The sequence below is a fragment of the Hoylesella loescheii DSM 19665 = JCM 12249 = ATCC 15930 genome (genome assembly GCF_000378085.1).
Lineage (GTDB): Bacteria > Bacteroidota > Bacteroidia > Bacteroidales > Bacteroidaceae > Prevotella > Prevotella loescheii.
On sequence record NZ_KB899219.1, the window covers coordinates 85,662 to 111,343 of the forward strand.

Below are 25,682 nucleotides of genomic sequence, written 5' to 3' on the forward strand. Positions count from 1 at the left end.
ATGGAACAAATACAACTCACAGCAAGCAAACGCATCATCGTAGGCGTTCAATTTCTCTTTGTGGCCTTCGGCGCGACGGTATTGGTGCCGCTACTTGTGGGGCTCGACCCCTCAACGGCACTCCTCACAGCAGGTTTGGGAACATTTATCTTTCATTTCTTAACGAAAGGTAAGGTTCCCATTTTTCTTGGTTCGAGCTTTGCTTTCATCGCTCCCATCATCGCTGCAAGCAAACAATGGGGCATGCCTGGTACTTTGGCGGGCCTTGTTGGCGTGTCGTTGGTTTATTTTGTGATGAGTGCCTTGGTGCGTTGGCAGGGCAAACGCCTGCTTCGTAAGCTTTTCCCGCCTGTAGTTATTGGTCCGGTAATCATCCTTATCGGCCTTTCGCTCTCGTCGGCAGCGGTCGATATGGCCAAAACCAATTGGATTTTGGCGCTCGCTTCGCTGGTTACGGCCATCTTGGTGCTAACCCTTGGGCGCGGATTGCTTAAGCTCGTGCCCGTGGTTTGTGGTATCGCGGTGGGCTATGTGTTGGCTTTCTTCATGGATGAGGTAGATTTTCAGCCCGTGATAGATGCCCAATGGTTCGCGCTTCCTGCTAGTTTAGCTCACTTTTCATTACCGCAATTCAGCTGGGAACCCTTACTTTTCATGATTCCTGTGGCCATTGCGCCCGTGATAGAGCACATCGGCGACGTTTATGTGGTGGGTGCTGTGGCCGATAAAGACTTTACCAAAGACCCTGGATTGCACCGCACGCTTCTGGGCGATGGTGCTGCGTGTCTTGTTAGCGCTTTCTTGGCGGGTCCTCCTGTCACCACCTACTCTGAAGTTACGGGTGCAATGAGCATCACCAAGGTAACTTCGCCTGCCGTTATACGCATCGCTGCGGCCACGGCCATCGTGTTTTCGGTTATCGGTAAGCTAAGTGCGCTGTTGCGAAGCATCCCCCAAGCTGTGTTGGGTGGCATCATGTTGTTGCTCTTTGGCACCATTGCCAGTGTGGGTTTGCTCAACTTGATGCGCAACAAGGTAGACCTAAACCAAACGCGCAACATCATTATCATTGCCGTAACCCTCACTATGGGCATCGGCGGTGCAGTGCTTTCTTACGGCAACTTCGCCATTAGCGGCATCGGCTTATCGGCCATTGTGGGCATCACCCTTAACCTTTGTTTGCCGCAAGAGAAAGAAATGAAGGAGGAAGAGAAGAAACAGGCCTCGAAGTAAAGGTAAATATAATGTTAAGCGGGTTATAAAAACGCCTTAAAGGTGATTTTATAACCCGCTTAACATTATAGCCATACGGCAAGGTTGCATTCTCCCTCGCGCGCGTATTAATAATAGATATAGCTGTGGATTGCAGGCCGAAACAGGTGTTAGAACTTGTCGTTATTACATGATAACTTGCTTATAATGACATGTTCAACAGCTTACAATCACCCACTAGGGATTACCCTTAGTGAGTCAGTTTATACATTTCTTTTACCAAAGGACTATCTTCAGGATATATCTTTGTTACTTTACAAATAATATCATTCACCAAATAATGTTTGGTTTTCTTCATAATACATTCCATCCAACCTTCATCTGGAAGACTGCGCCAGAAATCGTGCTCATTAAAATCCATATCAAGTTTCACTTCTAGTATAACCACAGTGGGATTATCAGAATCAATGACGCTTGATGGATAGTTATAAAAAATGACCCCCCTTGTACGTTCCTCTCCCCAAGGCCCAGCACTAACGGTAGACATGTGTTCTATGGGAAACCCTGCAGTTTCCAATTTATAAAATAATTTTTCAGCAGGTTCACGCAGGAAGAGTTGTTTGTTCTCCACTAAATATTTTGCATAGGCTACGGTTTCCTCATGCGACAAGGTCTCCTTTTTTTGTGCGAAAAGATTGGCTGAGACTAGTGTTAACAACCATACTATCATCATTAATCGTTTCATATCATTGACATTTTATGGGTTTGTAAGATGGTTTTCTCTTCTTCGATACAACAGGTGCCACATCATATACTGTAGTTGTTTTTCCTTGTTTCCATACGTTTAATTTTTAGTATTTGATAAACAGCTAAGTTCATTCCTTGTGTCGCACTTGGTGAAATGGATAATTGCTTATGTCAGTAATGCAAAATTAGTAAAAAAACAAATAGGTTGTTTTATTTTGGGAGATATTTTTTGCAACGGAGCTTTCTGTCTGACTTTTACTGAATTCAGCTTAATTGATGAGAAAAGAATAATATTCCTTTGCGCGTGCAAATAGGTGATGATGAGCAGATGGGTTTAGCCTTGTCTTTATAATGTGTTCTTGTCAGAACATACAAGTTGTGGTAAGTTGTAAAGCTAGATGCTAACTAAAAACTCAAGAGCTATCCCTTAGATGGTAATAAATGATGGTATGCAAAATTATTAGCGTGCCATTGAAAGCCTGTTTAGCATCTACCGTCTTGTTACTTGTTAGCTGGAACCCTGTTCCAAGTGACATGGAATGCTGTTCCATCTTATCTGGAACAACATTCCATCTTATGTGGAACAGCATTCCCGCTTAGTGGTAGTGGGGTGGGAGATAAAAAGACGTTCTATAATGCCATACATCAGCGTGTCTCGGTGATAATGTTATGCCGTGTGTATAATGCAATTTGCCCCACGTTAACCTTGCGGAACGTGGGGCAAATGAATGGTTGTAGGGAGGCGTTATCGTCTTTTTAAAGTTGGCAAACCAACGAGTTAACTGGTAGACGAGCGCCTTTTTTAGTTGACAAGTTAACCAGTTAACTGGTTGGCAAGGCCGCCTTTTCTGTTTTTATATAAACATTTGGATTAACGAGAAGGTGTTCCTTTCAGTTCGAACGTTATGTTGCCACCCTTCAAAAGTTCTTCGTGCGACACGCGATAGCCCTTAAATGGCTTGTTGCCAAGGGTGATGCCGTTGATGAAAATGTCGGTGGGCTGTTGGCGTTTTGCCTCAATAACCAACTCGTTGCGTCCCCATTGTTCCTTATCTAAGTGAATGGTTACGCGGTTGAACACGGGCGACGAGAGCGTGTAGGCAGGTTCGCCGGGGCAGTCGGGATAAAAGCCCATCATGTTAAACACCAGCCATGCCGACATCGTTCCTGTATCGTCGTTGCCTGGGATGCCGTCGGGTGCGTTCTTAAAGTATTTCGCCATCAGTCGATGAAGCTCTTTTTGCGTGCGCCACTCTTCGCCCTTGAAGTACGAAAATAGGTGCGGATAGGCAATGTCGGGTTCGTTGGCAGGGTCGTAAAGCTCTTTATCGAACACCATTTGCAGCTTATCTACAAAGGGCTTTTGACCACCCATCAGCTTGGCAAGCCCTGTTACGTCGTGCGGAACATAGAAAGTGTAGTTCCAAGCGTTACCTTCGTGAAAGCCTGGACTAGGCTCGAAGTTCTCGCCTTGTTTGGGATTGAAGGGCGAATAGAACTTGCCGTTGGGCAGGATGGGCCTAAGTGTGCCGTATTCTTTGCTGTAATAGTGGCGATAGCCAAGCGAACGGTTATGGAATAGTCGTGCATCGGCCTTCTTTCCCAAAGCGGCGGCCAACCGCGACAGAGCGTTGTCGGCTATATAATACTCTAACGCGTGCGAAACAGAGTTGTCGTACTGTTCGCGTAGCGGCACATAGCCCAGCGAAAGATAGTCGTCGTTGTCGGGACGAAGTAAGTTTTGGGGGCCAGGAGTGGTTGCACCCTTGCGCATAGCCTCGTATGCCGTGTTGATATCATAACCACGAAGGCCTTTAAGCCATGTGTCTACGATGACGGGAATGGCTGGGTCGCCCTCCATGGTATAGGTTTCGCGGCCGTAGAGTTCCCATTTGGGTAGCCAACCATGCTCGCGATACATGTCGATCATGGTGCGAACCATGTCGCGTTGACGGTTGGGGTAGACGAGTGTGAGCAGTTGGTGCACGTTGCGGTAGGTGTCCCACAGCGAGAATACGGTGTAACGGTTGCCCTCGCGCATAGTTTTCACCTCGCCGGTTTCAAGTGTTGGGTATTGTCCGTTAACGTCTTGCAAGATATTGGGGTGCAACAAGGTGTGGTAGAGGGCCGTGTAGAACACCGTTTGTTGGTCTTCTGTTCCGCCTTCAACCTCTATGCGCGACAGGTCTTTGTTCCAAGCGTTGCGTGCCTCTTCCTTTATCTTGTCGAAATCTTTGCCCTTTTGTTCGGCATCGAGGTTTTCGCGGGCGTTGGCCATGCTAACAAACGAAATGCCCATGCGTACCACAACGGGTTCGTTGGCATGGCTGTCGAAATTGAGATACACGCCAATGTCGTCGCCGGCTATCTCTTTCGTGTAGTTGGTGTATAGCTTATATTTGCCGTTGTCCTTATCCCATTCGGCCTCTACGCCCGTCATGGGACGTTGTTTTTTCCAATATCCCGCAGCCGTGGGTTTAGTGTCTACGCGCATAACGAAGTAGATGGGGAACACGGCTTGCGGGTTGTAGCAGAACGTTCCCAGCAGTTTCACGCCCTCGTATTCGGTATCGCTTACGCGGCGAACCATCGCTCCCGTTTCGTTTGTTAGTCCTTCGCCCAGGTTAAGCAAAATGTTGCTTTTGCCTTTGGGGAACCAAAAGCGCGCCATCGAGGTGCGCGGGGTGGCCGTTACTTCGGTGCGCACGTCGTAACGGGGTAAGTAATTGCTGTAATAACCTGGCGAAGCCTGCTGCTGGGTCATAGGACTGCCATACGCTTTGTAGTCTACTTCGAGCTTGCCTGTTGTGGGCATGAGCAGCAGCGAACCCAAATCGGGACAGCCAACACCGCTAAGGTTGACGTGCGAATAGCCTGTGAAGTAGACGTTATGATACTCGTAGGGAGTAGACCACCAACGTGCGTCCTTGTCGAACTTATTGTTTGCGGAGCCCATCACATTGAAAGGCACCACCGACATCAGGCCATTGGGGCACACTGCACCGGGATTTGTAGTACCGAAATTTGTTGTCCCGATAAAAGCGTTCACATAGTCTACGGGCTGTTTTTGTGCTTTGACCACGTTGGGTAGTATGGTGGCGATACACGCAAGTGCTGCAAATAGGCTGTTGAAGCTAAGCACACGTAGTGCAAAAGATGGTTTGGAGGATTGTGATATGGGCATGTTGCGCAATTGAATGCTGGTTTTTAAGTTGTCAAGGCATGTTCTATAAATTCCCCGCTAGGGTTCGGTTGTTGTTCCTTGTATCGCTCTTCACTGTCTTTTTGCTTTTATCTGGCATCTATCGTAGTCTCTTTCAGTCGCATAGTCCATTATGTTCTTTCAAGAGGTAAGCGTGATCTGCGCAGCTAAAAGCAAGAGATACAGTGGAGGTAACTTCTAGAACCTGCCTTAAAAGACAAGTCGCTGCCCCACAAGTGGTGCTTGTATGTACAGGATGGTAACAGCGAATGTCTTTTGTTTTGCAAAAATACGCAAAATAAGCCATATCTACAAACATTGTAGGTCGTAAGTTGGACAGTGTTGTTTTGGTGCCAATGGATGTGTTGGGATAAGCATACAAAAAGCCAACCCCAAGATGTCACTGGCCAAAACATTGGGGTTGGCTTATTCGTTTATTGTTTTTATTGTGCGCCAATGGCGCTATTTGTATGTGTTAGTTAATAAGTTGGGTGTGTTGTTTACAAAGCAAACTTATACCCAGCGGTGAATTGGAACACGATGTGTCTGTCGCTAGAGGGTGCGTCGCTCAAGATTTTTACCAGTCCAGGACAGTACCTTGCGTCCAGCATCACATTGCTAAATTCGTATGATACGCCGATGGGGATGCTAAAATCGAAGTTTTGTAGTTTCACATTGGAGTATTGTGGCGTGTTCTGTATTAGTTTTTCGATGCCAAATTCAACAGAAACACCATTTCGTTCTACAATCGCCTTGTCGTTTATCAAGAAGCCAGGTTGCACTCCTACTTTAAGGGCTAGCCCTTTGACTACGTGAAAATTGATGAGTATTGGCACGTTAATGTAGTCGAGTTTCATGGTTACGTCAGTCCCATTAAGACTTTGTTTGGTGCCTTGTTGAGAATAAATGGTGCCAAGCGAGAAGGAAAGCAGCTTGTTAAGTTGGTAGTTGGCCTCTGCTCCAAATACAAGTCCGGCTTTTGCTCCGTTATCTCCATCAGATGAAATGATGTTGCTTACATTAATACCTACTTTGGGTTGTAGGCTGAATGTACCAGGTTCGGTTTGAGCAAATGTCGTTGCCGAAAGTAGCAACGATAAGCATAGGGTAGTAAACTTCTTCATTTTAATTAAGATTTTGATTGTTGTTTGATGTAAAAAAATATATTTTCGGACAAGCCGAGAAAGGTTTTAATAAGGTTGTTGGCGTGGTAGTTATCGTCTAATGCCACCCTTCGCGCGATGCGAAAGGTGGCTTTAGACGGTGGTCATGTTACAGGTCGAACTTATATCCAACGGTGAATTGGAACACGCTGTTGCGTCCGTTGCGCCACCATGTGCGGTTGGCAACGTTGTTTAAGCCCATGTTATAGCGTGCGTCGAACACCAATTGACGGAATTGGTACGAAATGGCGAAAGGTATCGACATGTCTACCGACTCTGCATGGGCATCATCCCAATCTAGGCGTTTCATACCATGGTGGAAGTCCCCTTCGTATATGTATCCATTGCGTTTTAGCGTTACGGCATCGTTTACCAAGATACCCGGCTGCAAACCCACTTTAAGTTCAAGTCCTGGAGCAACGTTGAAGTGCACCATGAAGGGCAAGTTGAGATAGTCGAGACGGATATACGTGTCGTAATCCCTATCGAAGAACCACGAGTTTGTTCCTTGTTGCGAGTAGATAAGCGAACCAGAGAGCGTAACGACATCCGAAACGCGACAGCCTAATTCGCCACCTAGCGCCAAGCCGAAACGTACATTGTTGCCCCAGTTGGTAACTGTGGCGATGTTAAATCCGCCCTTAGGCATGATGTACCATTGTGAAGAACGCGCATAACTGCGGCGCATCGTGCGTCGGCGTTGTGAAAACGCGCTAAGAGTTACTGCCAAAAGCAGCGCAATCATTAAAATCTTTCTCATAATTTTTTGTGTTATAGTCTAAATGATACGTAAAAATTAATTAACAAATAGCGTGGTGCATTATATGCGCCTCAGTATGTTTTCAAGGTACTCTAATTCTTTACGTTGGCAAAGATAGGGAAAATATCAGTATAAAGGCTAGATAGTCGTATATTTTTAACTTGTTTTAGACAAATTCATACATAAGTGTTTCGTCCAATATTTGCCTATGCCAATAAAAACGTTTATCTTTGCATAGCAGGGGTTATGGCCCATAATGGCCAGCCGCTAACCATAACAATTGATGTTGGGCTTGTTCGTATGGTCTTCGATGGGGCTGAAAATGTCCCTGGCGAAAAGGCAGAACATGCCACAAAAACAAACTAGATTGCCCCTTATGAAGCATACCGCGAAGATAGATGTTGCCGTGTTGATATTGTTTTTTAACCGTCCCGAACCCTTCGAAAAGGTTTTCAGGGCGGTGAAAGAGGCGCGCCCGTCGCGACTTTTTTTGTATCAAGACGGACCCCGAGGTGCGAAAGACATGCCTGGCATTGAGGCCTGCCGACGCATTGCTGAAGACATAGACTGGGAATGCGACGTAAAACACCTATACCAAGAACGTAATTACGGGTGCGATCCCTCTGAATATATCTCGCAAAAATGGGCTTTCTCGATGGCCGACAAGTGCATCGTGCTAGAAGACGACGATGTGCCCACGCAGAGTTTCTTCCCTTTTTGCAAGGAAATGCTCGACCGATACGAGCACGATGAACGTGTGTGGATGGTGGCGGGATTTAATAGCGACGAGCAAACGACAGACGTTTCGGGCGACTACTTCTTCACTTCGGTGTTCTCCATTTGGGGTTGGGCGTCGTGGAAGAGGGTTATTGATACGTGGGATGCCGACTATCGGTTTATGGACGACCCGCAAACGCTGCGCCAACTGCGCCAACTTATCGCCCAACGGCAGCTTCGCCCCGACTTCTTAAAGATGTGCGCCGACCACAAAGCCAGTGGAAAGGCCTATTACGAAACCATTTTCTGGGCGTCGATGCTGCTTAATTCGGGGGTGGCCATCATGCCCACGCGCAATCAAATAAATAATATCGGGGTGATAGAAGACTCTACCCACTTCTCAACGCTTAACACCATGCCCGCTGCCTTGCGTCGCATCTTCACCATGAAGCGTATTGAGCAGAGTTTTCCCCTTACCCATCCGCCCCACATCATCGAGCACGTGGCCTTTAAAGAACGCGTTTATCGCCGCCACGCATGGGGACATCCGTGGATAAAAACGCGCTATGCCTTCATCGAACTGTGGCTCAACCTGCGCCACGGACATTTCAAGCAGATTGGCAAATCTATGGCTAAACGCGTAAGGATGTGGCTCGGCATGGAGAAACATCGTTGATAACGATGCGCAGGCAATGCCCTACGGCAATATGCCAACAAACTGCCTTACCGTTCTAAAACAAGATAACAAATATAAAAACAACAGATATGATCAAGAAAAAACTCTTTGCCTTAATCGCATTCCTCGCTGTAGGGGTTGGCGCTTGGGCGCAAAACTTAACCCAATATGTAGATCCCTACATCGGCACAGGTGGACATGGGCACGTGTTTTTAGGTGCAAACGTGCCTTATGGCTTGGTGCAGGTAGGCCCAACGCAATATAAACGCGGCTGGGATTGGTGCTCGGGCTATCATTATAGCGACTCGGTTATCATTGGTTTCGGGCAAATGCACCTCAGCGGAACGGGTATTGGCGATCTGGGCGACATTGCTTTGCTGCCCACAACCGATGCTATGCAACGCGACGTGATGTTCTCGCACAAGGGCGAACATGCGCGTCCGGGCTATTATTCGGTGATGTTGAAGTCGGGTATAAAGGTCGATCTAACCGCCACTGCTCGCGTAGCGTTGCATCGTTACAGCTATCCCACCGACGCACAAACGGCTTTCGTAAGGCTCGACCTATCGCAAGGCATCGGTTGGGACAAGATGACGAAGAGCGCGTTCAAGCAAAATTCGCCCACAGAGCTGTCGGGCTATCGCTACTCCACAGGTTGGGCGAAAGACCAACGCGTGTATTTTGTGGCCCAATTCTCGCGTCCCGTAACCCTTGCTACAAGCCAAGGCGACAGTCTGGCCGTGCTTTCCACTCCCAATAACGACGAACCACTGCTGGTGAAAGTGGGTATTTCGCCCGTGAGCGAAGACAATGCGCGAGCCAATATCGCTGCCGAACTACCCTCGTGGGACTTCCGCGGCACGGTGGCTAAGGCTAACGAGGAATGGAATAAAGAGCTGGGCAAAATCGTTATCACAACCGACGATGCTGCTGCACGCCGCACTTTCTACACGGCCATGTATCATTCGATGTTCGCCCCTTCGGTGTTCAGCGATGTTAACGGCGACTATCGTGGGGCAGATGGTAAGGTTTATCGTGGCGATTTCAAAAACTACACCACCTTTTCGCTGTGGGATACCTATCGCGCAGCACATCCACTGATGACCATTATTCATCCTGAGAAGCAACGCGACATAGCGCAAACCATGCTGCATATCTACGATCAGCAGGGCAAACTGCCCGTTTGGCACCTCGTGGGCAATGAAACCGATTGCATGGTGGGCAATCCGGGCATCCCCGTACTGATTGATATTGCCCTGAAAGGCTTTGATGTGGATAAGAATAAGGTGCTTGAAGCAGCCAAGGCATCGGCTATGCGTGACGAACGCGGAATGGGTTTGCTTAAGAAATACGGCTATTTGCCTTGCGACCTAGACCCCGAATACGAAACCGTTGCTAAGGGACTGGAGTACGCTTTGGCAGATGCAGGCATCGCTAAGCTTGCTAAGCAGCTGGGACGGACCGAAGATTACAACTATTTTTATAAGCGCAGCCAATCGTATAAAGATCACTACTTCGACAAGAGCACAAAGTTTATGCGCGGAAAGACATCCGATGGCAAATTCCGCGAACCGTTCGACCCCTTCAATTCGGTGCATCGCCAAGACGATTACACCGAGGGCAACGCTTGGCAATACGTTTGGTTGGTACCCCATGATGTGCATGGACTGGTGAAATGCTTTGGTGGCGAGAAACCGTTTGTGGCAAAACTCGACTCACTCTTTATTCTCGATGGTAAGATGGGGGCAGATGCGTCGCCCGATATATCGGGTCTTATCGGTCAATATGCTCATGGCAACGAGCCCAGTCACCATATTATATATATGTACAACTATGTAGGTATGCCTTGGAAGGCTGCTCTTAAGTTGCGCCAAGTGATGAACACGCTTTACAACGACGGTATCGACGGACTTAGCGGTAACGAAGACGTGGGTCAGATGTCGGCTTGGTACATCCTTTCTTCTATGGGATTGTATCAGGTAGAGCCTGCTGGTGGCAAGTATATATTTGGTTCGCCACTCTTCAATAAGGCTGTGGTGAACGTGGGTGGTGGCAAAACGTTCACCATTGAGGCTAAAAACAATAGCGCCAAGAACATCTATATTCAGAGTGCTAAGCTTAACGGCAAGCCATATACCCGTTCGTATATCGACTATAAGGACATTATGCGGGGTGGCAAACTCGAATTTGTGATGGCCGAGAAGCCCTCAACATTTGGCACAAAGGTAAGCGACAGGCCTTAATAATGAGGCTTAGGGCATCGTGCTTGTTTCATGGATGTACCGCAGAACATAAGGAATGGCGTTGGAGTATGCCCTTTAGGGGGTGGCTCCAACGCCATTCCTTATATATGTGTGCCCTGTGTAAACGCTTTCTACACCCTGTTCTCGCCCGTACATATACTATGAATGGCACTGCAAAAGATGTGTGTGCAGACCCCATTAATGCAGCGAAAAGAAGTGTAGAGAAACCAATTTGAGGTGTACAAGATGCTTTGTAGGGTGACTACAAAAGGCTTTGTATGGCGACTACAAAAGTGTTGTAGTGGGACTACAAAAGGTTTGTAGCGGCACTACAATTGGCTTGTAGCCACACTACAAAACGCTTGTAGGGCAACGTGAACGTATAAAGCGGTGTTTAAGCGTTTTGTTGGCGTGTGGTAAAGGCTGAGTGTTAGTGGGGTTATTGCCCGCCAAGTCGGTCGAAAAACACGATGATATCGTCCCAGGTTTTGAGGTCGTTACCGCCAAAAAGGATGGCCGAACCAAGAAAGTTGGGGTGTTCGTGGCGCGAGATAAGGTAGTCGCCATAGAGCAGGTTGCTGTTGTTGCAGAGCACCACACGATTGAATGCGGGTGCATTAAGGTGCTGTTCCACCCATGCCATCTGTGTCGTTATATGCTCGGGGGCGTTTGTTGGCGATGGCGCAAGTATGTAAACGTCGTAGTTTTCGATAAGCATTTCGTAGGCCTTGTGCATGCTGGGCATCGGCTTTTGGTAACTATCGGCCAGCGTATTGGCGTCGATGAACACGATAGGACGTTGTCGGCCTATCTGTCGGTCGTCTATTTGGCGTATCAGTGGTACGAGATAGTGCAACGCCACCTTGTCGGTAAGTCGGTGTCCACCATGAAAACGAATAGCCGTGGGGTAGTGTTGGGCGAAAATATCAAAGGTGTCTACGCTCGTATCTTCGTCACCAAAGAGGCCCGTTACGCGTTGCCGCTCGGTTTCGTCTATGCCATTGAATAGCTGCGTGGTAATTTCCTTATATTCGTTTACCAATGCTTTGGTTACGATAAAGTCTTGTACACCGTCTACCCGTGGGTTTTGAAAGGTCTGTTTGCCCACCATATTGTGCTTCACCATCGTGTCGCCCATCTCGAAAGCGGGGTTAATCAGGATGCGGTCAACACCTCTAAGCATCTCGGCATACATGCCGCCCATCGAGGTTCCAATGATGAGGTCGGGCTTTTCGGTATCGCACGTCTGCCGAAGAAGCGCTAAGGCCTCGGCGGGATGCAAAGGCAGATCGGGCGCAACGACTGTGGCCTCGGGCATAAGTGTGCGCAAAAGCGTTACCGTTCCCGACTGCCCCGACGAGCCAAAGCCGTGAACGTACATTATTTTCTTGCCCTTCATCAGGGCGGGGTATGTTTTTGTTGGGTCCATTTTTAATTAGGAGTTATGGAGTTCTTTTTGAGGAGTTATGGAGTTAAGGAGTTATCACTCGCTTTGCTCGTTAGGAGTTAAACCGTATGTATGGGGAGTTGAGGGTTGATTTCTTTTGAGGAGTTATGGAGTTTAGGAGTTATCACTCGCTTTGCTCGTTAGAAGTTAAGCCGTATGCATAGGAGTTGAGGGTTGATTTCTTTTGAGGAGTTATGGAGTTAAGGAGTTATCACTCGCTTTGCTCGTTAGAAGTTAAGCCATAGTTACTCTGCAGCAAGACTATTGGCTTAACTCCTTAACTCCTTAACTCCATAACTCCTCAAAAAGAACTTCATAACTCCTCAAAGAGAATTCCTTAACTCCTCTTCTTAAACGGCAATTCAAGTTGTATCCATTGTGGACGATGTGGCCCGTCGTTGATGTTCGAAACCTGTACGCCCAGCAGTCTTATGGGGTGCGAGGAGTAGTCTACATCGCTTAATAAAGCCTTTGCTATGGGCAGGATCTCTTCTTTTTTTCGAAGGATGTGAAGTGCTGTTCTGCTGCGCGTAATCTGTGTAAAGTCGTGGAACTTCACTTTTAGCGTCAGCGTTCGCCCCTTAAAGTCGTTCCTTTTCAGGCGTTCCACCAACTCTAACACCAAGCGATAGAGCTCGGTTAGCAGCACATTGGGGCTCGAACTGTCTTCTTCGAAGGTGCGTTCGCATCCCACCGACTTCCTTACCCAATGTGGTTCAACGGGTCGGGGGTCGATGGCGCGAGCGAAGTTGTAGTACGTCTCGCCTGCCTTACCGAACACTTGTCGCAGTCGAAGTCGTGAAAGCTGGCGCAAGTCGACACCATTGAAGATGCCCATAGCGTGCATCGTCTCGGCAGTTTTATGTCCAACGCCCCAAAAGTCGGTGATGGGCAGATTGTCGATGAAGTGCATGGCGCGACTGGGATGTATCACCGTGATGCCGTTGGGCTTGCGAAAGTCGGACGCAACCTTAGCCAGGAACTTGTTAAACGACACACCAGCCGAGGCTGTGAGGTGCAATTCGTCGTATATCTCTTGTTTGATGCGCTTCGCTATGTCAACGGCCAGTTCTATTCCTTGCTTGTTTTGTGTAACGTCTAGATAAGCTTCGTCTAGCGATAGCGGTTCAACGATGTCCGTGTAGCGGTGAAATATCTCGTGAACCTGTTGCGACACCTGCTTGTATTTCTTGAAATTGGGTGGTATCAGTATCAGTTCGGGACACATTCGCTTAGCTTGCGCGCCCGACATGGCCGAATGTACCCCGTATTTGCGTGCCTCATAGCTGGCCGTACACAACACCCCGCGCTTGTCTTCACTACCAATGCCCACGGGTTTTCCACGCAACGAGGGGTCGTCGCGTTGTTCCACCGAGGCATAGAAGGCATCCATGTCGATGTGAATGATTTTGCGATTGAAGTCTTGCGCCATACTATTATACATCCAATGCTTGTAGGAAGGTTATTCCTTTGGCCGTGTTGGTGAGGCTTTCTGATATCGTTGCAGTGCCTATGCTTCTTCTCCAACTTCCTATTCACCCTCTTCTTCCAGTGTCTCTAACACAAAAATGGCGTGGATTTTACGTTTCTCTACGGGGGGAATTTCCATGTAATTGCGGTAGAGGTCTTGCAGGTAGGCATCGGGATTGCAAGGGGCCATGAAGCGTTTGCCCTCGAAAGTGATTTCGGTTAAGGGGAAAACGCTGTCTTGACGGTGCATGATGCCGTAGCCGTTGTTGTGTAGGATGTTGGAGATATACGTGTTGCGGTCGTTGTTAAAGGCGCACAACACAGCCCAAACAGTACGGCAAATGGCGTATTTTGCACCAAACCAGAAGAATTCGGCAAACGAACGGAAACTGTAATGGTGGGCTTTATGGAGGATGGAATAGCTTCGTGAGATGCCCAACGTTAGCTTTTTAACGAGTTTGCGCGAAAGGGTGGGGTAGGGAATGAAGGGAAAGATGTCTACAAAAAGGCCCTTTTCGTAATCGTGCGAGAAGTCGTCGCCAGGCTCAACGAAGAACGAATTGAGGTCGCGCACTTTGGTAATGGGCTCTTTCAGATGTTTGTCTATCAATGGCGACTGCACGATTAGCCCCTTGGGAAGTTCCTTTTGCGCCACTTCCACAAAGCGCATCATGTCGGCCTTTCGCATGGCGATGTCTATGTCGTCATCCCAGGGGATAAATCCACCATGCCTTACCGCGCCCAAAAGTGTTCCGCCGTCGAGCCAATAGGGTATGGCGTGGCGTTGGCAGATATCGTGTATGGCCTCGAGGATGGTCAGTTGTTTAAGTTGACAGGCTCGAAGGTGGCGTTGTTTGAAACGTTGCAGGGGCGAATTAGTGTTCATCGTGTGCCCTCCTAACGTCTATCACCAATCCTGTATCATCCGAAAGCAGGGTGCGCAAAGTAGCTTCGGCCACCTTTTCAGATGCCAGTAGGGTGTCGTCGGGTTCTATTCCGAAGTTCTTTACACGCATGGGTGTCTTCGTTCTTTCGGGGTTGATGCAGTTAATACGAATGCCGTCGGCCTCCCATTCTTGTGCAACGGCTTGCACAAAATTAACGATGGCGGCCTTGGTAGACGAGTAGATGCTGTAAAAAGCGCGACCGCGCGTGTACGACGAAGAGGTGAAAAACACCAGCCTACCACCGCTCTGCTTGAGGTGGGGATAAGCGGCGAGAGCCACATTTACCGTTCCCATGTAGTTGGTTTGCACGCTATAAGCGATGTCGGCATAGTTCATCGTGGCCAAAGGTTCCTTTTGTAGTAGTCCAGCCGTATTTACCACGTAATCTATTCTGCCCTCTTTCTGAGCCACTTCTGCAAACGCGCGTGCTACATCTTCTTTGTTGCCCACGTCTACGCCATTGCTACTGCGCGAGAAACAATGCACCTTAGCCCCCCGCTCTTCCAGCATCTTGGCCGTGTCGGCACCAATTCCGTAACTACCTCCAAACACGATGGCCACCTTCCCAGCGAGCGAAACTTGGGCCAAATCGATACGTTCGGCCTCGTTGTTGCGCAGCTGAAAAAGCTTGTCTAGCATGTAAGTGTCTTCCTTGTAGGTAAGTTTCATGTTGCTTTCTTCGCCTTCCACCACGTAGATAGGCGTTTGCGGCAGGTATTTTTTCACCACTCCGCAATCGTCGGTGGTCTTGAAATTGGGGTCGAGTAGTGCCTTTTCGTAGGCCTCTTTGATAACTTCGAGCGCGAAAGCCTGCGGCGTTTGTCCACGACGAAGCCGTGAACGGTCGGGTATATGACTGATAAAGTCGCCCTCAACCTCAATAATGGTGTCGGCAGAAGGCATGGCCACGTCGATGGCCGAGTAGGTTTGCAATGCCTCCACCACATCATTAAGGATGCGTTGGCTAACTAGTGGGCGCACGGCATCGTGGAAAATAAGGTTAACGGATTCGTTTTCGTAGGCCTTAATGGCCGAAAGGCTCGACTCGTAGCGTTCGTTTCCACCTTTAAGGATACGCTTCACCTTGGCCCACCCGTTTTTAAGTACGATGTTTTCGATGTCTGCAATGAGCATGGCGTTGCTTACAATGGCTATCTCGTCAATGTGCGCGTTACGCTCGAACACATCCACCGTGTGCTCGATAACCATCTTTCCAGCCACTTTGAAGAACTGTTTGGGTGTGGTCATGCCCAATCTCTTTCCCACTCCGCCCGCCAAAACGACGGCGATGTTACGTTTTGCCATATTGATGCGTTTGTGTTTCTTTGTATGCAAAGGTAGTGTAAACTTACTGATTTTACAAGGAAGACAGGAAAAAAGCCTCACCTCCAAATGCTCTCCAAATGGAGCGAGGAGAGCGGTGCTTTGTAAATGGCGTGATGAATGGCGCTAAATCGCCCCCTCATCTTTTCGCTTGTCGTCGTGATTTAAAGGATAAAATGGTGCCGTTATTCGTATAATCGGCAATGGATTTTGCTCCCTGCTCCCTTTGGGGAAATGCTGAGGGTGAGGCCTGTTGTTGCTGTTTGTTCGCCTTATTTACACCAATGGCGGGCAAACCATTATGGTCTGCCCGCCATCGTTGTGTTTTTATAATGTCTTAAATCTAGTGTTTCATATTTTACGAGTAACGTAGAATTTGTCCTGGCCTAATCTTATCGTTGCGGCGCATGTGGTTAAGTCGACAGATCGTGTCGATGCTAACGCCACGCTTTTCTGCGATAGTGGCCAATGTTTCGCCCGATGATACCTTATGATAAAGTTTCTCGGTAGCGTTGTATTGAGGTGCTTGTGGTGCTTCGTCCTTATCACGTCCCACCTTTCCATACACGTCTTCGCGGTTATATCCACCGTTTCCAACTACTCCACGCAAACGTGTTGCCTCGGCCGAAGCCATTTCGTAGTTAGAGCGACGGAACATATAGTTATCGGCAACCACGTCTTGTGCCCTGAAGTCGAAGAATAGGGCGGGGTTAAGAGCTACACCGCAGAGGCGTGTTTCGAAGTGAAGATGCGAACCAGTGCTTCGTCCGGTGTTGCCACCAAGTCCAATTGGGTCGCCTGCCCTTACGTCTTCGTTCTCTGCTACCAGTTGTTTGGAGAGGTGTCCATAGATGGTTTCCAATCCGTTGGGGTGTCTAATCACGATGTACTTGCCGTATCCAGCAGCCTCGTATTTCACTATGCGCACCTTGCCAGAGAATGCTGCGCGTATGGTGTCGCCAATATAAACCTTTATATCCAAGCCTTTATGTTGGCGGCCCCAACGACTTCCGAAGTTACTTGTTACAACTCGGCTGGGTGTTGGCATGCAGAAATGACGTAGGTTGATGAGAAACGAGTCGGGCAGAGCCGTGACGTTGTGGGTGCGGGTGTTGTCCCACGAGTCGTAGAGGTTTGATGCAGGCGACATTGCCGCTTCTCTTCTTAGGATGTTTTGCAGTGCGAGCGTGTCTACCGATTTCATTTTTCGGTCAACGGGTGCTTGTCTAGCCAGTAGGTCTTGCGCTGCCATTGGTGTGGCGCACATCGTGAGAAGTGCTGTAAAAGCAATCGTTTTAATTGTTCTTTTCAGTCTCATTTTAAATTCTTATAGGTACAACATGGGCGAAATGAATAATGGTATCAAAATTCGCTTGTTAAACCATTTTTGCATGGTTGCTGATAGGTGTGTGTCAAAAGACGATGCAAATATAGCGAATTATTATCTAAAACCAGCCCTTTTCTCTTCTTTTTCTTTAAAGGTTAACATGTTTAATAACATGTGTCGAATTGGTATAATGCCCTTATATAAAGTGTTTAAGGGTGATTTTGTAATATTTTCGGTTATAATTTATTAACGTTTGTTACTCTTGCTTGGGCATAAATATTTACAGATTTACAAGTTTTAGGCCTCAAAAAAGACTTTTTGGGGAAATGTATAGAAATGCAAAAGCGGGAGAGAAAATATGGTTTTGGTGTTGCCTCATGTCTTTGTGCCTGCTCCTGAAAAATGGTTTTATGAGCCTGAGATTTGGCAATTAGCCTACGTCTTTTTGTGTGTGGGCGATATGATTGGGTTGCCATCGTTTTCTGTTCAGAATGCTTTTGCGTTGGGTTGGCTATTGTTTGAATTTCCTTGAAAACAGCCTTTGTAGCGAGCTTTTTAGGCACTTGGCAAGTTCCCAATGTTTGGTACCTTTGTTACATGTAAGATGGAAGGGTGTTCCAGATGATATGTAACAAGGTTCCATTTAACAAGTAACAGGGTTACATCTTAGAGGTAACAAAACGTTGGATGATAAACTTCATCGCATGGGTTTAACAAGAGTGTTGTGCGAGGTTAGAAAATGGGGGTAGATGGGGTGAAATATGGTGGATGACTAACGAGAAAGAAGTTTTGAAAAAAGTAGACAACGACAAACGTTTTCTCTCGCGTACGCGCGCGCGTACATATTATATAAGGAGGGGTGGCTTCCTATATGCTGGGATGGGAGGATGTTATTTTCGTGGGAGTGATGAAGGAAACGTGGCCGACAGAATCACTGTCGGCCACGCATTGATGCCATGGGTAGTACCTGATAATAGTGCCCCCTGCTTGGCAATTGTTTGCTTAAGGCGCGTGTAGCCTTACATCTTGTGCCTTATTGGGTCGTTATATTGCTCTTGCAGGCGTAGCAACTCTTTCTTCAAGTCGCGTGTAACGGCCTCCGTTCCAGGTTTACCATAGATGTTGTTCAACTGTGACGGGTTGGTCTTTAGGTCGTAAAGTTCCCATGCGTCGATGTCGTCGTAGAAGTGCATCAGCACATAACGTTGGTTCTTTACACCGTAATGTCTGCACACGTTGTGCTCGTCGGGGAACTCGTAATAGTGATAATAGAGCGACTTACGCCATGGCACACGCTTGCCTTTGAGAAGAGGTAGCATCGAAACACCCTGTATGTCGCTCGGCACTTTTACGCCAGCGAGCTGCAAGAAGGTAGGGGCGTAGTCGATGTTTTGCACCATCTCCGTGATGTCGCCACGCTTTCCGCCGGGCATATATATCAGTAATGGCGTGCGAAACGACTCTTCGTACATGAAGCGCTTATCAAACCAGCCGTGCTCGCCCATGTAAAAACCCTGGTCGGAGGTGTACACGATGAGCGTATTGTCTAGCAAATTGTGTTCGCGAAGATAGTCGATAACCCTACCCACGTTGCGGTCTACGCTATGGATAACACGCATATAGTCGTGCATGTAGCGTTGATACTTCCATTCGGCGAGCGCTTTTCCCGTGAGCTTATCTTCCTTAAACTTCTTGATAATAGGGTCGTAGTGCCTATCCCATTGTTCTCTTTGCGATGGCGACATGCGCAATCGGGCCTCTCTTCCCCATTTTTCGAGCCACTTGTTCGAGTGAATCTCGTTCTCTTTGTCGGCCATTTTCAGGTCGTAAACAATGTCCATATCCTTTATGATGCTCATCTTTTGCTTGGCGGCAGCCTGTCGGCCTTCGTAGTTGTCATAGAAAGTGGCGGGTAGGGGATAGGTGCGATCGCTGTAAAGGTCGAGGTCGCAGGTGTCGGGAGCCCATACGCGGTGTGGCGCCTTATGGTGAAGCAGCAGGCAGAAAGGTTTATCCTTGTCGCGTTTGTTTTCTAGCCAGTCGAGCGCAACGTCGGTAATGACGTTGGTTACATAGCCAGGCCGTTTCATTTTCTGACCGTTGCATTTGAAATCGGGGTTATAATAGTCGCCTTGACCAATGAGAATGTCCCAATAATTAAATCCTGTTGGGTCGGAGGTAAGGTGCCATTTGCCAATCATTGCCGTTTGGTAGCCCGCCTTTTGCAGCAGCTTGGGGTAGGTTTGTTGGCTTCCGTCGAAGGTCTTGGTGTTGTCTGTAAAGCCGTTGGCATGACTGTGTTTGCCCGTAAGCATACAAGCGCGCGAGGGACCGCTAAGCGAATTGGCCACATAGCTGTTGGTAAATCGCACGCCATTGTTGGCAATCCAGTCGATGTTTGGCGTCTCGATAAACCGTTTATCGTATGCGCTGATGGTTTGATACGAGTGGTCGTCGCTCATGATATACACGATATTCATGGGCTTCTTGTGCTGTACTTGCTTGGTTTGAGCCGTGGCGTCGGTCATCGGTGCAAGCAATGCCGCTCCCGTTAGGGAAAGAGAGAGGTTTCTGTTCATTGTTTGTGATTGTAAAAAGAGGTCTCACCACCAATCCTTTCTTTAAAGGGAAGAGGTGAAAAAGGCCTCACCCCCAACCCCTCTCCAAGAGGAGAGGGGAGTGAGATGCTTTGTTGTTTTAATTATTAGTCTACTTGTTAACTCGTTTACTTGTGAACTTTTCAGCTGATTAACTTGTCAACTTGTTCATTGATTGACTTGTCAACTCGTTCACTGATTAACTTGTCTACTTGTTAATACGTCTATTCGTCAACTACTTCACTTGCTATTCCCATCCAGGATTTTGCTTCCATTGATTCTCGGTGAGGTTAAGCATGCGTGGGGCGATGGGTAGCAGGTAGTCGCGAGCGGGGTTAAAACGCCAGCCTTGCTCGTTGCCCGCAGGGTTGCTGGGCAGAATATAGCGCAGTTCATCGCCCGTTTTACCCGTCAGGTAGAGGTTGTTGCCCGTGGCTTTGTCGTAAACTAGCTTTCCACCGTATGCAGGATTGTTCTCTAAATTGCTGCCCACGAAGAGTGCGCCAACGGCTCGTTGACCCACGATGAGTTCTTGAGCGGCAGCCCAACGCATGATGTCGTCGAAGCGTTTGCCTTCGATGGCTAGCTCAACGCGCCTTTCGCGCCTAACGGCTTGTAAGTATTTGTCGAGCGTATGGAAAGGATAGTCGGCCGAAGTGTTGTATTCGCGGTCGAAATCCATATCGGGCATGCCCACGCGTTTACGTAAGGGAGACACCAACTCCACAATTTTTGCGGCGTTTGCAGCACCATCCAGTTCGGCCAACGCTTCGGCATAGTTGAGCAAAACCTCTGCATACCTGAACTGAATGCCTGGTGTGCTGCCACGGAATTCGGCGTCTAGGCTTCCCTTGAAGTCAATTTGTACGTGCTTGAGTATGGAGTAGCCCGTCTCGTTTTTGTGATAGCTTGCCCCCGTTAGCGGTGGAAGCTTGTACGGACCTTCGTCAGGACGCAGCTGTTGACCCGGCATACACACCGTTTGAGATAGGCGCGGGTCGCGCAAGGTGGGTTTAAGTTCGTCGCCAAAAACCTTCTTCGCGTCGGTCTTAGCCGTGCCAACAAAGGGCTGTCCGTCGATGGTTAGGTAGTCGTCTACCAGCGAAGCCGTTATGCCAGCACTTCCTCCGCCCTTGTTAAGGTAACGGTCTACGTTGTTTCCGATGTTCGTTCCATCGTAGCGTTTAAACCAAAGCACTTCCTTGTTGTTAGATAAGTCTTCGGTTTGGAACAGCTGTCGATAGTCGTTCGTCGTGTTGTTGGTGGTGTAGATGCTCCACACTTTGCGGTCTACGATGGCCTTGCAGGCCTCAACACATTGGTTCAGATAGTCCGAAATCTTTTCAGGCGTAACGGTAGGATCGAAGAAAGGGTCGTTCTTTGCTTTGTGATATTTCTCCCAAGTAGCTTCGTATAGGGCCACTTCGGCCTTTAAGGCGCGAGCCACATCACGATGAACGCGCATCGATGCCGCACTGTTTTGCTCGTTAAGGTTGGCAATGGCCTTGTCTAGTTCAGAGAGAATACTGTCTGCAATCACCGTTCGGTTGGCGCGTGGCAACAGCATTTGGTCTGTATTTGGGTCAAGGGGCTTGTCCAACCACGTAAGTTGTCCGTAGCTTTTAAACAGCGTATAGTAGAACCAAGCCTTGAAATAGTGCGCCTCGCCCACGCATTGCTTGTAGCGTGCAGAGCCCTTTTCGTCGCAATTGCCTAGGTTGGTAAGCATAAAGTTGACGTTGCGTATATGGGTATAGGCATCCAATTTACCTGCGTTGGCAAGGGTGAGGTCGCCGTTGAGACGAGTGTTGATGGCGCTTCCCGACATGTTGTCGCTGATCAAGTCGCCGCTAGCGATGTACGCTCCCGTCCAATTGAAGCCCTGTTCGCGTACCCCCGACTCGTAAAATTGGTCGAGATAGCTGGTCATTTCGCCAACTCCCGTAAACGGCTTAACGGTAGAAAGCACGCCTTCGGGTTCTTTATTGAGGTCGAAGCAGCTCGAAACGGATAGCGTCAACGCTCCTATATATATATAATGTGTAAGTTTCATCTTGCGTATATTTTAGTTATAAGTTGACAGTAAGCCCAAACGACACCACCTTATTCATAGGATAGTTCTTGCCACCTTCCTTGTTATAGTCGTTTTGAGTAAAGACTCCTTCGGGGTCGAACATGCCTTTAAGCTTGGTAAAGGTAAGTAGGTTCTCGCCAGAGAAGAACACGCGCACCTGCTCAAGGTTGGCTTTCTTCACCAAATGTTTGGGTAGGATGTAGCTAAGCGTTATGTTTTTGAGCCTGCAATAGGCTGCGCTTTGCAGATAACGGTCGGTTGTGTGGCGCAAGGTTTTGGCACTATGCGCGCCCACAGCACCTGCTGTGTTGATGTAAGGTCGTGGATAGTAGGCGTTGGGGTTATCTTTTGTCCAGTAATCAAGGTGTTCTTTGAACACAGTTACTTGTGCGTAGGGGCCCGAACCCCAAAAGTAGATGTTGCCCGCAGGGTTCCAGTCGCGCTTACCCACACCTTGGAACATCAAGCTAAGGCTCAATCCCTTCCAGCTAACCATACCATTGATGGTGTATTGATAGCGGGGCGTGGTGTTGCCGATAACCTCCACGTCGCCCATATCGCCCAAAACGTTCTTGCCGTTGTTAATGTTCTTGTCGCCGTTAAGGTCTCTGAACTTCAAGTCGCCTGGTTCCCAGGGCTTGGTTGTAAAGTACGAGGTGTTGTAGGTGCTGTTATATTGGTCGGCTTCGGCCTGTGTTTGTATGATGCCATCTACGCGATAGCCCCATATTTCACCAACTCGCCTGCCCTTGTACCAAGATCCTGCGGGGTCATTACCCGTTGGGTTGGCGTATTCGGTAACAACGGTCGATGCGTCTGACAGCGAACCACCCACTTGGAAGTCGATGTCGCGACCTATTTTACCACGATAGTTCAGCGTTAATTCCCATCCGCGGTCGCGCAACGAGGCATTGTTGGTTTGCGGTGCTTTAGCTCCGAAGTAGTCGGGATAGTCTACACTTGGGCCAAGCATGTCGCTAGTGTTGCGCTCGAAGAGGTCGAAACTACCCGTAAGGGCATTACCCAGCAGGCCAAAGTCTAGTCCGATGTTTTTGCTATTTACCTTTTCCCACGTCGTGGCGCTGTTTATCACGGCTGGCGCATTGATGTACATGCGGCGTCCTTCGGGGAAGATGTACTGGCCAAGCCTGTCGCTTAGTTGCATGATAGAGACAAAAGTGTAGAGCGCTGCACCCGATTGGTTGCCCAAACGACCGTAAGACATGCGCAGTTTAAGGTGAGAGAGCGTGCTGGTGATAGGCTCCATGAACTTCTCTTGTGTGATATTCCAGCCCACCGACACAGAGGGGAACCACCCCCAACGATGTTCGGGCAAGAAACGAGAAGAACCGTCGTAACGTCCGTTGAACTCAACGAGGTAGCGACCTTTGTAATCGTAGTTTATCCTACCGAAGAAACCGCGCGTGGCCCAGCCATTACGCGTGTCGGTTACAGGTCTGTCGCCCGTTCCCATACCCACATTTGGGTTGGTGGTAGAGTAAATTCCCGTGATGCCGTTGTAGAGATAGTCGTAGTCGTTGTCTTCTTCTTGGTAGCCACCCATAAGCGTCAGGTTGTGGGCATCGAACAACGAGAACGTGTAATTGCCGTAAAGACTGATGTTTTGGTAGCGTGTATGGCTCTCGGCACGCGTAAAACCGCCTTGCGCCGATATGCCTAGCTCGCTGCGAACGCCCTTAGACGTGCTCACGCCATCGGCTCCATAGATGAGCGGAGCCACGCTCTTGGCCTGATACGACCAGTTGGAGAGCTTGTAAGTATAGTCTAAGTAGATGTTGAAACCCTTGAAGGGGTTGAACTCTAAACCACCGCTGAGGTTCATCAGGTCTTGTTTGGTGCGGGTGTATGTGCCACTTTGCAAGTAGGGAATCATCGAAAGTTCGGTGAAATGTCCGTTGGGGTCTACCACCGAAACCGTAGGACGGAAGCGCGCCAGCGAGTGGAAGAACCCATCGGCGATAGCACCGCTGCCGAAGGGAGTCTTATCTAGCGAGTGGCGGAACTTCAAACCAAACTTCATTTTCATCCACGGCGTAATCTGCGAATTAATGGTCGAGGCTACGTTCATACGCTTATAGTTGATGTCGGCATAACGAAGAATACCGTCTTCTTCAAGATATCCGCCTGAGATATAATATTGTGCGGCTTTAGTTCCACCGCTAAAGCTCAGGTTGTGTTGTTGTTTAAAGGCGCTGTTTTTGTAGTGCAGCTTAAAGTAGTCTACGTTTCCCACACCGCTTTCAGAGTTTTCGAAGGCGGGGTTCATGTTGGCGTTGGCTGGCAACTCATACCAGGGGTTCACGCTTTCGGGGTTTTCCATGTACTGTCTAAGCTTTTCCAACTTCTCTGCGCTATAAAGGCGCGACGAGCCAGCATTGGTAACGCCGTCGTTCCAGAAGTGGGCGAACTCTAAGGCATTAGCCATTTTTGGCAAAACCGTTGGCGACGACCATCCCACCGAGCCTTGATAGCTAACGTGCAGTTTGCCCTCGGCACCCTTCTTTGTCGTTACCAAGATAACGCCATACGCGGCACGAGCACCGTAAATGGCACAAGCGGCGGCGTCTTTAAGCACCGAGATGCTCTCAATGTCGTTGGGATTAATGTCGGATAGGCTCATTTCGATACCGTCAACCAGTACGTATGGGTGACCAGTTCCAGAGAGGTTGCCCTGTCCGCGAAGGCTTAGCGTACCCGTTGCGCCAGGTCGGCCAGCCTTGTTGTTGGTAACAAGCAGACCAGGCACCATGCCCTGCAAGCCCTGCGAAGCGTCGGTGATGGGGCGCATCTGCAATTCGTCGCCCTTAACGGCCGATACGGCACCCGTTAGGTTCACCTTCTTTTGCACGCCATAACCAACCACCACCACTTCGTCTAGCGATTCTTCGTTGGCTTTCAGCACGATGGTTACGTCTTGAGCAGCCTTCACCGTTTGGTCGGCAAAGCCAATATAGCTCACGGTTAGTTCGCTTTGGGCAGGCACTTCGATAGTGAAGTTGCCGTCGATGTCGGTAACGGTGGCGTTTTTCGTTCCGCGTTGCGTCACCGTTGCACCCACAATGGGCTCGCCATTGGCATCTGCCACATGTCCTTTCACTCGCACTTGCCTGCCCGTTTGCAGATTGGTGGCATTAGATGGTTGGTGTTCGATTGTGTTTAATGCGGTTGGCGAACTGGCAGGGGCGGTAGTTTCTTGCGCATTGGAAGGGCTTTTAGCCGTGCCAACCGTAAGTGCATGCGCCTGCAAACCCATACTGCCATACAACAGGAGGGTTGTTGCAAGAACCTTTTGAGGCTTGCATTTTGATAGGTAAAATGTCATTGTGTAAAGATTTAGTTTAATAACTTAGTTTCATTTCATCTTATGTTAGCGCGCAGAAGCATAGCAGATTGCGTTATATGCGTCTTTGGTAAATAGTCGATATGTTAGTGTTACGGTGCAAAAGTAATAATAAAATAAGAGAAATAGGCTATCTTTTGGGCGAAAACAGGCAGGATAGGAAAAGATAACTTCTTTTTAGCAAACTTTTGATTGGTGGGCGTGCAGTGTGCCCTCGTTTGGCGTTTGCGATGTGTACGGTCAATGTTGCGCATGTTTCTCTCAATCCTGCCCATTGCAACGAACCAACCATTATGCGGTAGATGGTACAATGCTGCGCAGTAGTTTGCGCAATATCCTTCACCTATATGCCGGCATTTGCGAGTTGTTTGTTAACTTGGGCAGGCGCATCATCAATGCGGATGTAATGCGCTGAT

General features: G+C 48.6%; 15 protein-coding genes. 3 read left to right on the forward strand and 12 right to left on the reverse strand.

Annotated features, from left to right (window positions below):
- A complete protein-coding gene (locus tag F453_RS0110655) occupies positions 1-1,233 on the forward strand; it encodes a uracil-xanthine permease family protein (RefSeq protein ID WP_018967996.1) in 1,233 nt (410 codons plus the stop codon).
- Between the two features lie 229 nt (positions 1,234-1,462).
- On the opposite strand, the gene F453_RS0110660 is transcribed toward F453_RS0110655, so the two are convergent.
- From F453_RS0110660 to F453_RS0110680, 4 genes are all read right to left on the reverse strand, one after another.
- Positions 1,463-1,957 carry a hypothetical protein gene (locus F453_RS0110660; RefSeq protein ID WP_018967997.1) on the reverse strand — a complete coding sequence of 165 codons (495 nt, stop codon included), beginning with the start codon at positions 1,955-1,957 and terminating at the stop codon, positions 1,463-1,465.
- Between the two features lie 873 nt (positions 1,958-2,830).
- On the reverse strand, positions 2,831-5,143 hold the full coding sequence (locus F453_RS0110670; protein WP_081619164.1) for a GH92 family glycosyl hydrolase: 2,313 nt from the start codon (positions 5,141-5,143) through the stop codon (positions 2,831-2,833).
- A 518-nt stretch (positions 5,144-5,661) separates the two neighbouring features.
- A complete protein-coding gene (locus tag F453_RS0110675) occupies positions 5,662-6,285 on the reverse strand; it encodes a porin family protein (protein WP_018968000.1) in 624 nt (207 codons plus the stop codon).
- A 148-nt stretch (positions 6,286-6,433) separates the two neighbouring features.
- Positions 6,434-7,084, reverse strand: coding sequence for an outer membrane beta-barrel protein (locus tag F453_RS0110680; protein ID WP_025790103.1), 651 nt, complete (start codon positions 7,082-7,084; stop codon positions 6,434-6,436).
- Positions 7,085-7,460: 376 nt separating this feature from the next.
- Between F453_RS0110680 and F453_RS0110690 the strand changes: the two genes are divergently transcribed.
- Positions 7,461-8,477, forward strand: coding sequence for a hypothetical protein (locus F453_RS0110690; protein WP_018968003.1), 1,017 nt, complete (start codon positions 7,461-7,463; stop codon positions 8,475-8,477).
- 89 nt (positions 8,478-8,566) lie between these two features.
- A complete protein-coding gene (locus tag F453_RS0110695; RefSeq protein WP_018968004.1) occupies positions 8,567-10,720 on the forward strand; it encodes a GH92 family glycosyl hydrolase in 2,154 nt (717 codons plus the stop codon).
- A gap of 439 nt (positions 10,721-11,159) precedes the next feature.
- Here F453_RS0110695 and F453_RS0110700 read toward each other — a convergent pair whose 3' ends face one another.
- The 8 genes from F453_RS0110700 to F453_RS0110740 all read right to left on the reverse strand — a co-directional run bounded on the left by F453_RS0110700 (position 11,160) and on the right by F453_RS0110740 (position 25,248).
- Positions 11,160-12,149 carry a YqiA/YcfP family alpha/beta fold hydrolase gene (locus tag F453_RS0110700; protein WP_018968005.1) on the reverse strand — a complete coding sequence of 330 codons (990 nt, stop codon included), beginning with the start codon at positions 12,147-12,149 and terminating at the stop codon, positions 11,160-11,162.
- Positions 12,150-12,504: 355 nt separating this feature from the next.
- A complete protein-coding gene (gene dinB / locus F453_RS0110705; protein ID WP_234398554.1) occupies positions 12,505-13,611 on the reverse strand; it encodes a DNA polymerase IV in 1,107 nt (368 codons plus the stop codon).
- Positions 13,612-13,698: 87 nt separating this feature from the next.
- Complete coding sequence (locus tag F453_RS0110710) at positions 13,699-14,523, reverse strand: LicD family protein (protein ID WP_018968007.1); 825 nt, start codon at positions 14,521-14,523, stop codon at positions 13,699-13,701.
- Positions 14,513-15,889 carry a bifunctional cytidylyltransferase/SDR family oxidoreductase gene (locus tag F453_RS0110715; RefSeq protein WP_018968008.1) on the reverse strand — a complete coding sequence of 459 codons (1,377 nt, stop codon included), beginning with the start codon at positions 15,887-15,889 and terminating at the stop codon, positions 14,513-14,515. Before F453_RS0110715 ends, F453_RS0110710 begins: the two co-directional genes overlap by 11 nt.
- Before the next feature lie 376 nt (positions 15,890-16,265).
- The gene (locus F453_RS0110720; protein ID WP_025790102.1) at positions 16,266-17,225 is read right to left on the reverse strand and encodes a peptidoglycan DD-metalloendopeptidase family protein; all 960 of its coding nucleotides are present in this window, start codon (positions 17,223-17,225) and stop codon (positions 16,266-16,268) included.
- Between the two features lie 1,028 nt (positions 17,226-18,253).
- The gene (locus F453_RS0110730) at positions 18,254-19,813 is read right to left on the reverse strand and encodes a sulfatase family protein (protein ID WP_026292555.1); all 1,560 of its coding nucleotides are present in this window, start codon (positions 19,811-19,813) and stop codon (positions 18,254-18,256) included.
- A gap of 265 nt (positions 19,814-20,078) precedes the next feature.
- Entirely contained in the window at positions 20,079-21,884 is a 1,806-nt protein-coding gene (locus F453_RS0110735; RefSeq protein ID WP_018968012.1) for a RagB/SusD family nutrient uptake outer membrane protein, read from the reverse strand.
- 16 nt (positions 21,885-21,900) lie between these two features.
- Positions 21,901-25,248 carry a SusC/RagA family TonB-linked outer membrane protein gene (locus F453_RS0110740; protein ID WP_026292556.1) on the reverse strand — a complete coding sequence of 1,116 codons (3,348 nt, stop codon included), beginning with the start codon at positions 25,246-25,248 and terminating at the stop codon, positions 21,901-21,903.
- Positions 25,249-25,682 lie beyond the last annotated feature (434 nt).